Source organism: Corynebacterium sp. 122RC1 (assembly GCF_024580955.1).
Lineage (GTDB): Bacteria > Actinomycetota > Actinomycetes > Mycobacteriales > Mycobacteriaceae > Corynebacterium > Corynebacterium kozikiae.
Genome location: NZ_JANIKD010000007.1, coordinates 15,133 through 29,577, shown reverse-complemented (window position 1 = coordinate 29,577; position 14,445 = coordinate 15,133). Strand labels below are relative to the sequence as shown.

Annotated in this window: 6 protein-coding genes; 5 read left to right on the top strand and 1 reads right to left on the bottom strand. The window is 61.8% G+C overall.

Features of this window, described 5'->3' with window-relative positions:
• Nucleotides 1–46 precede the first annotated feature (46 nt).
• The 5 genes from groL (at nt 47) to NQ050_RS04980 (ending at nt 5,443) form a co-directional block, all read left to right on the top strand.
• Nucleotides 47–1,687 (top strand): chaperonin GroEL, encoded by a 1,641-nt coding sequence (groL, locus tag NQ050_RS05000; protein ID WP_257038192.1) that lies wholly within the window; start codon nt 47–49, stop codon nt 1,685–1,687.
• A gap of 505 nt (nt 1,688–2,192) precedes the next feature.
• A complete protein-coding gene (locus NQ050_RS04995) occupies nt 2,193–2,357 on the top strand; it encodes a hypothetical protein (RefSeq protein ID WP_257038191.1) in 165 nt (54 codons plus the stop codon).
• 48 nt (nt 2,358–2,405) lie between these two features.
• On the top strand, nt 2,406–2,564 hold the full coding sequence (locus NQ050_RS04990) for a hypothetical protein (protein ID WP_257038190.1): 159 nt from the start codon (nt 2,406–2,408) through the stop codon (nt 2,562–2,564).
• Between the two features lie 315 nt (nt 2,565–2,879).
• On the top strand, nt 2,880–3,776 hold the full coding sequence (gene ppk2, locus NQ050_RS04985; protein WP_257038189.1) for a polyphosphate kinase 2: 897 nt from the start codon (nt 2,880–2,882) through the stop codon (nt 3,774–3,776).
• 107 nt (nt 3,777–3,883) lie between these two features.
• Nucleotides 3,884–5,443 (top strand): hypothetical protein, encoded by a 1,560-nt coding sequence (locus NQ050_RS04980; RefSeq protein ID WP_257038188.1) that lies wholly within the window; start codon nt 3,884–3,886, stop codon nt 5,441–5,443.
• Between the two features lie 69 nt (nt 5,444–5,512).
• Here the strand turns inward: NQ050_RS04980 and NQ050_RS04975 are convergent, their stop codons facing one another.
• Nucleotides 5,513–14,323 carry a type I polyketide synthase gene (locus NQ050_RS04975; RefSeq protein ID WP_257038187.1) on the bottom strand — a complete coding sequence of 2,937 codons (8,811 nt, stop codon included), beginning with the start codon at nt 14,321–14,323 and terminating at the stop codon, nt 5,513–5,515.
• Nucleotides 14,324–14,445 lie beyond the last annotated feature (122 nt).

Sequence of the window (14,445 nt, the reverse complement as noted above, 5' to 3'; positions counted from 1 at the left end):
CATGGACGTGAGTGTCGTCTCAATATATATAAGGAGTACGAAACTTATGGCTAAGATCATCGCCTTCGATGAGGAAGCACGCCGCGGCCTCGAAAAGGGCCTGAACACCCTGGCAGACGCCGTAAAGGTGACCCTGGGCCCCAAGGGCCGCAACGTGGTTCTGGAGAAGAGCTGGGGCGCGCCAACCATCACCAACGATGGTGTGTCCATCGCCCGAGAGATCGAGCTTGAAGATCCATACGAGAAGATCGGCGCTGAGCTGGTCAAGGAAGTTGCAAAGAAGACCGACGACGTAGCCGGCGACGGCACCACCACCGCCACAGTGCTGGCTCAGGCGCTGGTGCGCGAGGGTCTGCGCAACGTTGCAGCGGGTTCCAACCCAATGGGCATTAAGCGCGGCATCGAGCAGGCAGTTGCAAAGGTCACCGAAAACCTGCTGGCTTCCGCCAAGGAAGTGGAGACCGAGGAAGAGATCGCCGCTACCGCCGGCATTTCCGCCGCGGACCCAGCGATCGGTGCGCAGATTGCCAAGGCAATGTACGCCGTGGGTGGCGGCAAGCTGAACAAGGAATCCGTGATTACCGTTGAGGAGTCCAACACCTTTGGTGTAGACCTTGAGGTCACCGAGGGTATGCGCTTTGATAAGGGCTACATCTCCGGCTACTTTGCAACGGACATGGAGCGCCTTGAGGCGGTGCTGGAAGACCCATACATCCTCCTGGTTTCCGGCAAGATCTCCAACATCAAGGAGTTGCTGCCCCTGCTGGAGAAGGTTATGCAGTCCGGCAAGCCACTTCTGATCGTGGCTGAGGACGTGGAGGGCGAGGCCCTTTCCACCCTCGTGGTGAACAAGATCCGCGGCACCTTCAAGTCTGTAGCAGTGAAGGCACCGGGCTTTGGTGACCGCCGCAAGGCACAGCTCCAGGACATCGCCATCCTGACCGGCGGCCAGGTTATCGCAGAAGAGGTTGGCCTCTCCCTGGAGACCGCTGATCTCCCGCTGCTGGGCCGCGCGCGCAAGGTTGTGGTGACTAAGGACGACACCACCATTGTTGAAGGCGCAGGCGACCAGGCTCAGATTGAGGGCCGCGTGAACCAGATCCGTGCGGAGATTGAGAACTCTGACTCTGAGTACGACCGCGAGAAGCTGCAGGAGCGCCTTGCAAAGCTGGCCGGCGGCGTTGCCGTGATCAAGGTTGGTGCGGCAACTGAGGTGGAGCTGAAGGAGCGCAAGCACCGCATTGAGGATGCCGTGCGCAACGCCAAGGCTGCGGTTGAGGAAGGCATTGTGGCTGGCGGTGGTGTAGCCCTGCTGCAGGCTGCCACCGTGCTGGAAAATGACCTGGACCTCACCGGCGACGAGGCAACCGGCGTGAAGATTGTGCGTGAGGCACTTTCTGCGCCACTCAAGCAGATTGCCCACAACGCTGGCCTGGAGCCAGGCGTGGTTGCAGATAAGGTTTCCAACCTGCCAACCGGCCAGGGCCTGAACGCCGCTACCGGCGAGTACGTGGACCTCATGGCTGCGGGCATCAATGACCCAGTGAAGGTGACCCGCTCTGCGCTGCAGAACGCGGCCTCCATTGCTGCCCTGTTCCTCACCACCGAGGCAGTGGTGGCTGACAAGCCAGAACCAGCAGCTCCTGCAATGCCAGGCGCTGATGAGATGGGTGGCATGGGCTTCTAAGCTCTACGCTGCGAGCCGCCTAGGGGAGCCCCTGGGCGGCTTTTCTGTGCGCATAGAACGCCACAAAATAGCGGATTGAATGCGGCGTGTCTAGCGCCGAAGGTGCAAACGATTGCCGCCAGCATTGCCTGGGTGGCGCTTAAGAGCTTATTAGACGTGGATTTTGTGAAAATTGAGGCCCGTGAGGCACCGGTAAAGATATTTTTCTAAAAATTTTTCCTACCCTAATGCGGGGGTATTGCTGCAATTCTGCAGACTGAACGGGTTGCGAATCAGTAACGATATCCTTGGGTTTTGCTGAAAGCACCTGTGAGTTCCCTTGTTACAGTGGTGTAGGCCACATTCGAAGTGTGAGGCAATCTTTGGCGAATTGACTAGCGAACGCTTGCCGACGGTGTTAGTGTTCCTAATCGAGCCACTGAGATGAGGCGCGAGCCAATAGAAACTCGGTGGGATTCCGATCCACTCTTGGCCTCGCGCCGAGAACTTACTTCTAGGAGTATTCATGTCCTCTGATTTCTTCAACTACATTGACACCACCTTCAGTGTTCTTGGTGCTGCTGGCTTCGCAGACGTTTTCCAGACCGCTTCCAAGGCACTGGCTGCAATCTTCAACACCTTCCTCGAGTTCACCGGCCAGCAGGCTGTTCCTAACGTACTCGGCAAGTAATCTAGAAACCCTCTAGATCACCGTAATCATTCTTAACAGGAGAAAAACATGGACTTCACTCAGATCCTCAACAACATCGTTCTCGGCCTCTCCCGTCTCGGCGACGTAGTCAAGGGTTGGGACAACATCCTCAACACCTTGTTCCTCTTCAAGGACACCGCTGCTTGGGGTTCCGGCCTGGCTGAGACTGTTTTCACCGCTAAGTAATAGCGTCTGAAGCTTAAGAGCAGTGACCCGTCTAGACATCGTCTAGGCGGGTTTTCGCTATGTTTGGTCAGGTGATCATGGAAGAATGGCTTCGCGGTTGAGAATCTGGGCCTCGCCCGCTAGCAAGGTTCCCGGGTTGCGGTGGAAACACCAACCCTTTTCTTTCATATTGTGCTTCTGCGTCCCCGAGGTACCACCCGCCACACCAGTCACAAAAACTTTTGCAACGCCCCACACCAACGCCACAAACCAACAGGGGGAGAAAATGTTTCCCACTGCTGCGCCAAGGTTGCTGCAAAGGGCTAAAATTGACTCATGGCTGACAATGAAAATGACCTCCCAATCATCGACCTAGCGGCAACCGAGGGGTACATTGTCGATGACTCCGATGAGGACGATCCCGTCCTGCTCAAGCCGAACGGCGAACCTATTGAAACCTGGCGGGAAAACTATCCTTACCAGGAGCGGATGACTCGCGAGGAGTACGAGCACACCAAGCGCGCGCTTCAAATTGAACTGTTGAAGTGGCAAAACTGGACCAAGGATACGGGCCAGCGCCACATCATCCTGTTTGAGGGGCGCGACGCAGCAGGCAAGGGCGGCACCATCAAGCGCTTCAACGAGCACCTCAACCCTCGTGGTGCCCGTACCGTTGCTTTGGAAAAGCCTTCGCCACGGGAATCCACTTCTTGGTACTTCCAGCGTTACATCCAGCACTTCCCATCTGCGGGTGAGATCGTGTTCTTTGACCGCTCCTGGTACAACCGTTCCGGCGTGGAGCGCGTGATGGGTTTCTGCACGGAGTCGCAGCACGCCGAGTTCCTGCGTGAGGTGCCCATGTTGGAAAACATGATTATGGGTTCCGGCATCTCACTCACGAAGTTTTGGTTCTCCGTGTCCCAAAAGGAGCAGCGCACCCGCTTTGCCATCCGCCAGGTGGACCCCGTGCGCCAGTGGAAGCTCTCCCCAATGGACCTGGCCTCACTGGACCGCTGGGACGATTACACCCGCGCCAAGGAAGAGCAGTTCCGCTACACGGATACCGACGAATCCCCGTGGATCACCATCCGCTCAAACGATAAAAAGCGCGCCCGCATCAACGCGATGCGCTACATCTTGAGCAAGTTTGAGTACACCAACAAAGATCACGAGGTAGTGGGTGTCCCCGACCCGCAAATTGTGATGCGTGGACGCGACCAAATTGGTGATTAGCCTGAGAAAATGCCCCCGTCTAGGGGGCATTCTTTTTTAGTGCCTGCTCAGGGGTCAATGAGTGTAGAACAATAGCGGCACCATCACTCTAGTTCTTAAGGATCGCCATGTCCCCAACACCGAACCTTCGCTCAGGCGCAGCGCTGCTTGCAACCTCTGCGTTAGCAGTGAGTCTCTTCCATCCAGTTGCGCACGCTCAACCAATGGAAGACGCACCGGCGCTCAACACAAAGGCCGCTGCCCAGGTAGTTTCTCCACCGCCTGGCTCACAAGGCCAATGCAAGGCCTCTGTATCCACTTCAGTGGATCAGGACTCAAATGGGGCTCAACAGAACAAGGGTATTTCCGGCCAGATGTCTATTGGGATCCAAAATTACAAGAGTGCCGCGAACAATTCCTTTACGTTCCGTCCTTGGGTTCGCGCCTACCAAGTCTCTGGGCGTGAAGTCTTGGACGCAAACATCACCTTCCAGGTTGATGGCCCATCTGGCACCTACACAATGGATGCGGTTATTCCTAAAACTGACCCAGAAATCATCAGCACAGTACCTGTGACCAAAGTGATTGAACCCCCAGCATCCTTCCAAGATGGAGGGCCAGTAACCATCAACCTCGGCGCCTTCAACGCCAAGGGAGGGGGTTGGGGCGCTGCAGATGCAAACGCATCCATGTGGCACATTTACACCCCTTCCGGCAGCGCCGCCGGAGACATCAGTGTTCAAAGCACCGTTGATGTGACCTACAAGCCCATCACCTCAGAAAACGACCGCTGCCAACCCCTTTCCTATGACTACAGCAACGCCACCTCCGTTCCTGCAGGAAATAATCGAGATCTTGGCGTGCAGGTAAACGTAGCTTCTCCTAAAGACGCAGCCAGGATCACCGGCAGCGTGCTCCTCGATGGAGTGCCAGTGGAGGATGCGGAGGTGTTCATTGATGAAAACGGCAAGGTGTACGGCAATTTGCCAAAAGCACTGAGCGAAGAAACTGGAGTCACCGTGCAGTTGGTCGCGGCTCCACGCGAGGGCGATCCTGGTGCGCCGGTGAACATCGGAGACCCATTCCAAATCCAAGTAACTGCACCAGCTTTTGCGGAACCCAACGAGTTGCTGCCTAATTGGCCTGATGCAACAGTGCGCGCGGGTGAGTCTGTCACCGTTGGTAACGTGGGAATGGCGCTACCTGCAGGTGCGGTGGTTCTGAGTGCCCAGTTTGCAGACCCTGATGAAGCCGCTGCCAATGGCTGGACACTGGCAATTGATGGTGTTACTCACCAGCTCACGGTCACTGCGGCGCCAGACGCAGAAGCAGGCGATTCCGTCTCCGTACTCGTGGTGGTAAGAGATGCAGACGGCAACGTCATTGCAATTGATGACGCAACAATTACTGTTGCAGAAGAATCCGGGCCGCTGATCATCCCAGTGCCAATTCCATGGAATGGAAGCGGTTCGAGCGCACACCCCACGGGTACGCCTACTCCCCAGCCGCAGGCCTCACAGCTCAAGAGCGTGCAGCCAACCACCACCACTGCAAATGTGGTGCCTAAAGCGAAACCTCAACAGCGAGTGCTCGCCAACACAGGTGTGGCAGGAATTGCCGCCATCACTGCCATTGCAGTCATCGCCGTAATTCTCGGATCGGCACTCATGTTGCGCCGACGCAAGTAGTGCAGCCAGGAAGCTATCCTCCAAAAGCGGCACCAGACAATACTCTCAGAATTGTCTGGTGCCACCTGTTTATTGCGCGGGCGCAGCAGCGTAGCTACCAGCGGTACTCAGGCGAGCGGTGGCGTCGAGAAGCATCGCAACCTCTGCCTCCTTGCCGCCTGGGAGCCTGCGCTCGACGATCGGCGTGAACAGGGGCTTTGCTCCGATCATGCCCGCCTCAAAGTCAGCGGCGCCCTGCTGGAGCCTGCGGGTAGCGTGCTCAAGCCAACGATCACGCGCCTCCGAGCCAAGCTGCTGCGCCACCGCTTGCGCGAACACGCCGGGGTGGGCATACACCACCAGCGCACCCACATGGCCGAAGCCCAGCGACGTCAGCGCCGCGGCTTTCACCTCGGGGAGCTGGAGGGGCTCGCGTAGCCACACCAAATTACGCGCCTTGGGGGCGATCAGGGGATCCACGCAGTCCAGGGAAACGTTTGCGGGGATGCGGCTGGTGCGGAAGACGTCGATGATTCCGCCGGTCTGGAACAGTGCCGCGCCCGCCTTGGAGTGGCCGGTGAGCGTTTTTTGGGAGATCACGAACATCGGCTGGTGTGGGTCGCGCCCGATTGCTGGCCAGAGGATGGAGTGCAGCTCGGACTCGTTGGGGTCATTGGCGTTGGTGGAGGTGTCGTGTTTGGAGAGCACGGTGACGTCGTTGGGGGAAAGCCCCAGGCCGCGCAAGCTGCGGGCCAGCGTGGAGTCCACTCCACCAGTGCCAGCGCCCAAGGCGCCAAGGCCCGGCGCGGGGATGGAGGTGTGCGCGCCATCGCCGTAGGAGGCAGCGTGCGCCACCACCGCATACACCGGCAAGCCCAGCTCGGCGGCCAGCGAGCCACGCACCAGCAGGACCGTGCCGCCGCCCTCGCCCTCCAGGAAGCCGCCGCGGCGGCGGTCGTTGGCCCTGGAAATGAAGCGATTGTCAATGCCTTGGGCGGTCATCTTTGCCGTTTCCGCGGTGGCGTTCATGTCACCAAAGCCAGTGAGTGATTCCACCTGGACGTCGTCAATGCCACCGGCGATCACCACGTCCGCCTTGCCCAGCCGGATTTTGTCCACGCCTTCCTCAATGGACACCGCCGCGGTGGCGCAGGCGCCGATGGGGTGGATCATGGAGCCGTAACCGCCAACGAGCGACTGCATAGTGTGCGCCGCGATCACGTTGGGCAGCGCCTCCTGCAGGATGTCGCTGGGGCGATCTTCCCCGAGGAATCGGCTCACAAACACCTTGTGGAGCGATTCCATGCCGCCGATGCCGGTGCCCTGGGTGGTGGCTACCTTCGTTGGATGCACCGCCTGCAGTAGCTCGGCGGGGGTGAAGCCGGCTTGAGTGAAGGCGTCGATGGCAGTGACCAGGTTCCATACGGCCATGCGGTCCAAGCTGTCCACCATGTTCGCCGGGATGCCCCAGTTCGCGGGGTCAAACCCGTCCGGCATTTGGGCGGCCACGGTGCGGCTCAGCGTTGCCCGGCGCGGCACCCTAGCGGTAGCACCTTTGCGGCGGGTGACTTCCCACTCACCGTCTGTTTCCCTGATGGAGGTGAAGGTGGGGTCTGCGGCGAGGATGTCTTCCGCCTCGGCGCGGGTGGGCACCAGGAAGGTGATGTCTCGGTCTAGGTGGACGGTGGTGAGGTCAATGGAACCCTGGTTGTGCAGGTGGTATTTGTCCGTGAGCGTGCGAATCCCACTGCGTGCCACCACCTCATCGCGGAAGCGTTCAAAGATCTCCGCCTCCGGCACTTCCTGGCCGTCCTCGGTGTACCAGCCTGGGCGTGGGGTATCAGCCCAGTTCACCAGGCCTGTCATCCATGCGAGCTCCAGCACACCCGCGGCGGTGAGGTCACAGGTGCCGTCGCGCCCCAGCCCGTACTCGGCCTCGTATCGAGTGCGCCCGGAGCCCCAGGAGCTCACCTCGCCAACGCCGGCGATCACCACCATGTCTTCCAGGGCAGTTTCGACGCGCCCAAGGCCCGCAATTTCCGCAGGTTGGGTGGGCGAGCTCGCGTTTGGCAGGGCTGGGATGGAGACCGGAGTTTGGCCAGTTTCGCTTGGGGTGTTGGCAGGGGCGAGGGCGCGGATGTCGATGCGCTGCTTGCCGAGGCCGCCGGTGAGGTCCGCCTCGATTGGGGCTTGCGTGGCCTGCTCGCGGGCCTCAGGGGTGGCGAGTTTCAGCAGTTCAGAGGCAATCTCTTGGGTGTCCCACACATGGACGCCGAGTTCGCGCACGGCGGGGACGAGGGCGTCGTTTCCGCTCATGAGGTGTGTGCCAGCTACCCAGCCGATCTGGGCGTGCGCCAGCGTGACATTTTCTGCCCACACCTTCTCCGCGTGCCACTTGCTCACCAGCGCATCCAGGGCTGCTTTGACTTCGCCGTAGGCGCCGTCGCCGCCGAACATGCCGCGGTTTGGGGAACCGGGCAACACCACATGGCAGCGCTTGGAAATCTTGGCTACGCCTGCCATCATGCGCTCCACAGACCACAAGAGCACCCTCGCTTGAGTTTCGGTGGCAGGGCCGGCGTCAGCAAGTGAGCCGGACACCGCGGGAGCGGCGAAGGGGAACATCAGCGTGGGCGCCAGCGCTTCCTTGAGCACCTTGACCTCATTGCCCACCGATTCGCGCTGCTTGGTGCCAATCCACTCAGTGAGGGCATCCACGTCACGGAAAGAATTGAGGTTTGCAGGGACGAGCCAGAGGGCGGCGCCGGCGCGGGCATGGGTGGCGTAGAGTGTGCGCGCGAATTCCTTGCGGGCTTGGTCCACCTTGGAGGCGGTCATGATCACGGTGGCACCGCCGGCCAGGAGTTGCGCGGCAATGGCCTGTGCGATCGATCCGGGTGCGGCGCCGGTGACGAGCGCTACCTCTTTGGCGTACTGGCCGGGGTTGGTGCTGCGCGCAGCTTGCGCCACCTGTTCCAGTAGCTCTGCGTGCTGTGGGTTGTGGGTGGCCCACCATTCTGCCTGTTCGGCTACTTGTTCGCCGGCGCCGGTGAAGTGTTCTACTGGGAAGTCGCGCTGGCCGAGGGCCAGGCGGGCGAGGTCTTCGCGGGCTTGCGCCCAGGCGTCGTCAAAGAGCACGGCGCGCAAGGGGTCAAAGGTGGGGGTCACACTGCGCAGCCAATTGGGGCCGAGCTCGTGTTCCATCGCAGTGAACAGTGCGCTGTGGTCCTCAGGTTCCTCTACGGAGTGTTCGTGCGCAACACCGAGCTTTTCCAGCAGGGTGCGGGCGGTGTCTGCGAGTGCTGCAGTCATTTCCTCTGAGTAGGCCTGGAGAGCTGCGGAGTCCACCACCTCATGGGTGCCCGTGGCTACCTCGGTGAGGCGCACGCCTTGCCTGTCTGCGACGGCGCGGATGGCAGCGTCGAAAAGAGCTTCTGCCTCGGCCTTTGTGCCTGCCGTAGTTGGGAGCGTGGCCAGGGTGCCGCCGAGGACGGAGTCTTCCTCGCGGGTGCCCAGCAGGAGTTCGGCCTGGACGGCGGGCAGCCAGCTTTGAGGTAGGCCGAAGGTGCTCAGGCGCTGTTCCAAAGCGGCAGGCTTGAGGCCGGAGGCGCCGAGGAGTTGGCGCAGGCGGGTGGTGATGGCCTCGCTGAGAACAGGGCCGAACGCCTGGTAGCCGGGGGCGGCGGCGTTCACGCGCTCGCGGAGGGTGGCTACGTCTGCTTCCGCGGCGCCATCGATTGCGGGTACACCGATTTCCACGCTCATGTCCATGAGGAGTTGGTTGCGCCTGGAGGACACGCCGTTGGTGAGGTCTTCGATGGTGTCACCGGGCGTGATCTGCTCCGGGCGGATCTTGTTTTGGTAGGCGAACAGCACCAAGATGGCGTCCTCTGCACGGAAGTGGAGCTCGCTCACGGAGGCAGCGGTGGGAGTTGGGGTGGGTACGGCGGGTGCGGCGGAGGTGGGGGTTTCGACTTCTGCTGGCGCCTCCTCCACAACGAGCTCTTCCTCCGCACTTACTGGCGCCGCGGTGACGTCTTCCATGAGGATTTGCGCGAGGTCGCGTTCGGCATTGCGTACTGGCAGGTTCACTCCACGCACTTCCATGGAGCGTTTAGCCAGGTTGGTGAGCGTGGGGCTGGAGGCCAAGCCCACCTCAAGGAGTTCCTCCACGTTGTCAAACAGCACGTCTTGGGTTTCAATCCACCGCACTGGGGAGGCAAACTGCCAGCTCAGCAGCGCGATGAGCAGTGTGCGGGCCAGCGTTTGGGGGTCGGTTTCTGCAACGCGCAAGTCTTCCAAGCCGCTGTCTGGAGCGCGCTGGGCGGTGGCGTCCACAAAGTCTTGGGTGAGCTCGAAGGGGCGCGCCACGAGGTTGGGGATGTAGCGGCCCACCAGGGCGTCCAGGTCCAAGGTGGTGGGCAGGAGTTCGTTGAGCTTTTCGGCAAAGGCAGCAACGCCATCGCGCAGCACGCGGGAGTGGAAGGGGACGTCGATGCCAGGCACAATCACCAGCGCCCGTTCATGAACCTGCGCCGTGCGGGCTTCCAAAGCTGCAAGGCCCGCCTTGGTGCCCGCCACTGAGTATTGCTGCCCAGCGATGTTGTAGTTCACAATCTCCAGGAATTCCCCGGATTCGCGCGCCACCTGGGCAACGTATTCCTCCACGTCCTCGGCAGCCACGCCAAGCATGTTGGGCCGCAGCGCGCCCATGGCGTAATTGGATTCACCGTTGGCGTCGCGGGGCACCAGCGTAGCCATGGCGGAGCCGCGGGAGTACACGATGTCTATCACTGCCTCCAGGTCAAAGATGTTTGCCATGCATGCCAGTGCCGTGTATTCACCCAGTGAGTGGCCGGCGTACATGCTGCCGCTTTGCACCACGCCGGCCTCGCGCAGGCGTTGGGTTTGGGCGTAGGCCACCACGGCGAGTGCCACTTGGGTGAATTGGGTGAGGTGCAGCACGCCTTGGGGGTGGCGGAAGGTTTGCTCGCCAACAACGAGGGTGGTGGGGTTGTGGTCCACCACTTCGATGATGGAAAAGCCTAGTGCGGAGGTGGTGTGTTGGTCAGCGCGCTGCCACACGGCGCGGGCGGCGGGCGACGCCTGGCGGTCCGCCTGCCCCATCCCTGGGGTTTGGATGCCCTGGCCTGGGTAGATGTATGCGGTGCGCTTTGGTGCGAGCAGGCCTTGGGCTTGGGAGACCACTGTGCCTTCGATCCGGCAGGTCACCTCCACCGCGGCTTGGGTGCCCGCGCGGCCTACGCGCTCCACGGTGATTTCCACTTCGTCGCCGAGCTGCACCATCCCGTACATGGAGTAGGCCCAGGCCTGCACGGTGCCGTGGGTTGCGGCTTGGTGCTGGGCGGTGGCGGAAAGCCACATGCCGTGCACCAGTGGTGCATCAAGATCCACGAGTTTGGCGGCGTTGGTGGAGGTGTGGATGGGGTTGTAGTCACCGGAAACGATTGCAAACGGGGTCATGTCCATTGGCGCTTTCACCACGGTGCGTGACATGAAGCTGCGCGGCGTGGCGCTTACCTCAGCAAGCGGCGGCAGCGCGGCGGGGGTCTGTGGCGCCTCGGCGCGCCCTCGAATCGCGAAGCGCTGAGTCTGCGTTGCCACGAGCGTGCCTTGGGCGTCGGAAAGCTCCAGCTCAACCGTGACCACCCTGCCCGCGGAGGATTCCTGGATGCTTGCGCAGCGCGAGGTCACGGTGAAGCGCCCCGGCCGCAGTGGGCTAAGCAGCGTGACCACATGATCCAGATGCACCGCGTTGAGCAGGCCCTCGATCACTGGGAAACCATCCTCAAGGACTCCGGTGCCCAGCGCTGCATAAATGGCAGGCCAGCACGGTCCCACCAGCACATCAGGGGTGCCGACGGGCCCAAGGCCCGCGCCAGTCACCGCAGTATGGGCCCGCAGCAGGTGCTCGGTCAGGGTGAAACTGTAGTGAATGTTCCCTGCGGCATCAGCGGTGGGAAGGGCTGTGATGGCATCGCCGGATTCAGAGGTGGAACCCACGCCCGCAACACCTGCGAGCAGGGCAAACACCGCCTCCGGCAGGCGGGAATCATCCACCAGCGGGGCAGCACCCGTGCCTGCACCCTCAGGGATGAGCACTGGGATGTCCACATGCGCCACATGGAATGGGCGGGAGTCTGGGGGCAGGGTATCCCATGCGGAATCGGCGTGGACGCGCAGCACGATGCCGGCCTCAGTGTGCTCAATCGTGCAGGCGTGTTCTCCCAGGCGAGCCGCCGGATTAGAGATGGTGCGGCCGTGCCACACCAGGGTCGGGCTCGTACGCAAATAGGCTTCCACCGTTGGTGCTGCGCCGAGGCGGGCAAACTGCTCAGTGGGCACCGCTCCGTGGGAAAGCAGCAAGTTGGTGGTGCCGTCCTCAAAACGCTGCAAGAGCTGCGCCACCGGCTCGTTGGCTTCGGTGATGCCGGCCACGGACACCGGCCCTGGGATCACGCGGACCGCGGAAGCAGGGTAGCGCGGGTCATGGCACTGCCAGAGGGTGTCTTTGCCAAACCACTCTTTGAGGTCTGCGTCCAGTGCTGCGGTCCACGGCATTGGCTTGGGGTGTTTGCGGTGCAGGGAGGTGAACCAGGCGGCGTCACGCGCCAGCACCGTGGTGGTCTCCGCCTGTGGGTAGGTGGCGCGCAGGCGCTCCAGAGCGGCCGGGGCATCTGTGGCGCTTTCCACCGTGGGGAAGAGCGTTTCCACTGGGCCGTGATCTTGAGGGTGCAGGCGTGCCTCGATGCGTTGCAGCAGTTCGTGCCAGCGATCCAGCCAAGTTGGGTCTTGCCACGGGAAGGCGAGCTCCGCGAATCGGGTAGCCCACTGGGCGTAGGTGAAAGTGGTGACGTCCCCGAAATACGGCTTCGCAGTGCGTTCCAGAGCTGCGATGATCTCCTCGCGGTGTGCCGGGTATTCCTCAATTGGCAGGGAGGTGATTAGGCGGGAAGCGGCGGCAAAATCGTTGTCCAGCTCGTGCAGGTCCGCCAGGAGGTGCGACTGACTCGACGCCACCCCACCGGCCGCCTTCCCGCGGCCTACCCAACCGCCGTTATCCTGCGGGCTCAGGCCCGGGGTTTCCACCAAAAGCTGCTTGACCTGTGGGGAAGTCTTGGCCTCCTTGCAGGCCATTGCTACCGTACCCACAAACACTGCGTCTACTGGCATTTGCACCATACCGTGCTTGGTAGACCACCGTCCGGTGAGATACTCCGCTGCTCGCTGCGGGGAGTGGAAACCGCCCCCCACGGCGATAGCGATGTTTTCCTGCTCACGCATGGCGGCGTAGGTTTCCAGCAGCATCTCATCAAGATCCACCCAACTGTGGTGTCCGCCGGCATGGCCGTCTTCAATCTGCACGATTATGCGCTGATCCGGGTTCTGCTTGGCAATTTCCACACAGGCCCGAATCTGCTCCACCGTTCCAGGTTTGAAGCTGATGTGCGCGAATCCCTCCTTGCGCAGTGTGCGAAGCAACTCAGCGGCCTCATCCGGCTCCGGGATGCCGGCGGAGATGGTCACACCATCAATTGGGGCACCGTTCGCCCTTGCCTTGGGCACAATCCGCGCCACCCCAAATTGCAGGTTCCACATGAAGCGGTCAAAGAACATAGTGTTGAACTGCGCGGCGCGGCCTGGGGCCAGCAGGCGAGTGAGGTTGGTCTTGTGCTCCAAGAAAATCTCCTCAGAGTACATGCCACCTCCGGCGAGCTCAGTCCAGAAGCCCGCGTTGGCAGCAGCCGCCACGATTTCCGCATCCACGGTGGTGGGGGTCATGCCGCCGAGCATGATGGGGGAGCGCCCCGTCCACTCAGTAAACCGGGTTTGCGTGTAGGTGTTGCCGTTGGGCAGGCGGACCACCTTAGGGGCGAACTGTGCGTAGTTGGTGGCGCGGGGGAGGGTGAAGCCGGCGGTGCCGATGAGGTCACGGGCCTGCGGGGTGTGGGCGGAAACGATTGCCTGGCCGCTGCCTGCGATCAGCGCGCTCGTGATTGTGCTGAGGCGCTCATCCAAGCTGAGCAGGTGAGTGGCCTTGAGACCCGCTACGGTAGATGGCCAGTCATGCGGATCCACCAAAATTTCCTGGGCGAGCTTGCGGGCCAGTTCCTCTGAATAGCCACATGTGGCGGCGTACTGCGCGGTGAGCTCCACCGCGGGCTGCAGGCTGGAGTGGTGGAATGGCAGGGCTACGGGCAGGAGGTCGAAGCTGAGCTGGAGTTCCGTGCCGCCGCGGGTGCGCTGCTCCAGGGCGGCGTTGTGCTTGGCCACCTGCTGTTCGAGGTTGTGTTGGGTGGCGGCAAGTGCTTCGGGCGTACCGGACAGGACGAAGTGGCGTGGGCCGTTGATAACGGCTAACTCGGTGGCGTCGGAAAGGTGTGCCGTGACGAACTCCCTGCTGGCGCCGCGTACGGAGAGCATTTGCGGGCGCTGCTCGTGGGAGCCGTGGACGGTGGCAGCGGCGGTGCCCATGAGGACGGCGATGCCGAGTGCCTGCGCCGGGTCATGGACCGCCGCGACGCCGAGGCTGCCCTGGGAGTGGCCGGCCAATTGGGCTGTGGCGGGGTTGATGCCCACCTCTTGGAGATGATCGAGCGCGGCGATCTGGCCCAGCACGATGCCTGGGATGCTCACCGCGGGTAGCGTGACGCGCGCCGTGCCGGTGGTGCTGACGAGGGCGTCCAGGGTGGCGAACAGTCCGGGGGTGGTGCTGGCGAGTTCGCGGGCGAGTGGGGCGGTGCTCTGCTTGACTTCTTGGAGCAGTGCGCGCAGGCGATTGGCGGTGTGCGGGCTTTGTGCTGCTTGGGCGAGTGTGTCTTGCCAGGCGCTGGCTTGGCCCTGGAAGAGGATCGCGGGAGCGGTGATGGGCGTGGGCATTGTGCCTCCTAAGTCTGCGGCGCGCGAAAGTTACGCGGTAGTAACCTACTATGGCGTAGGTTTCTCCTCTGGGGAAGAACATGAGGCAAATCTCACATTTAGTGCTGCGCTGAAGGCATGAA

Coding starts and splice junctions, on each gene's coding strand:
- NQ050_RS04980 (WP_257038188.1), top strand. CDS start 3,884: ATGTCCCCAACACCGAACCTTCGCTCAGGCGCAGCGCTGCTTGCAACC.
- NQ050_RS04995 (WP_257038191.1), top strand. CDS start 2,193: ATGTCCTCTGATTTCTTCAACTACATTGACACCACCTTCAGTGTTCTT.
- NQ050_RS04975 (WP_257038187.1), bottom strand. CDS start 14,323: ATGCCCACGCCCATCACCGCTCCCGCGATCCTCTTCCAGGGCCAAGCC.
- NQ050_RS04990 (WP_257038190.1), top strand. CDS start 2,406: ATGGACTTCACTCAGATCCTCAACAACATCGTTCTCGGCCTCTCCCGT.
- groL (WP_257038192.1), top strand. CDS start 47: ATGGCTAAGATCATCGCCTTCGATGAGGAAGCACGCCGCGGCCTCGAA.
- ppk2 (WP_257038189.1), top strand. CDS start 2,880: ATGGCTGACAATGAAAATGACCTCCCAATCATCGACCTAGCGGCAACC.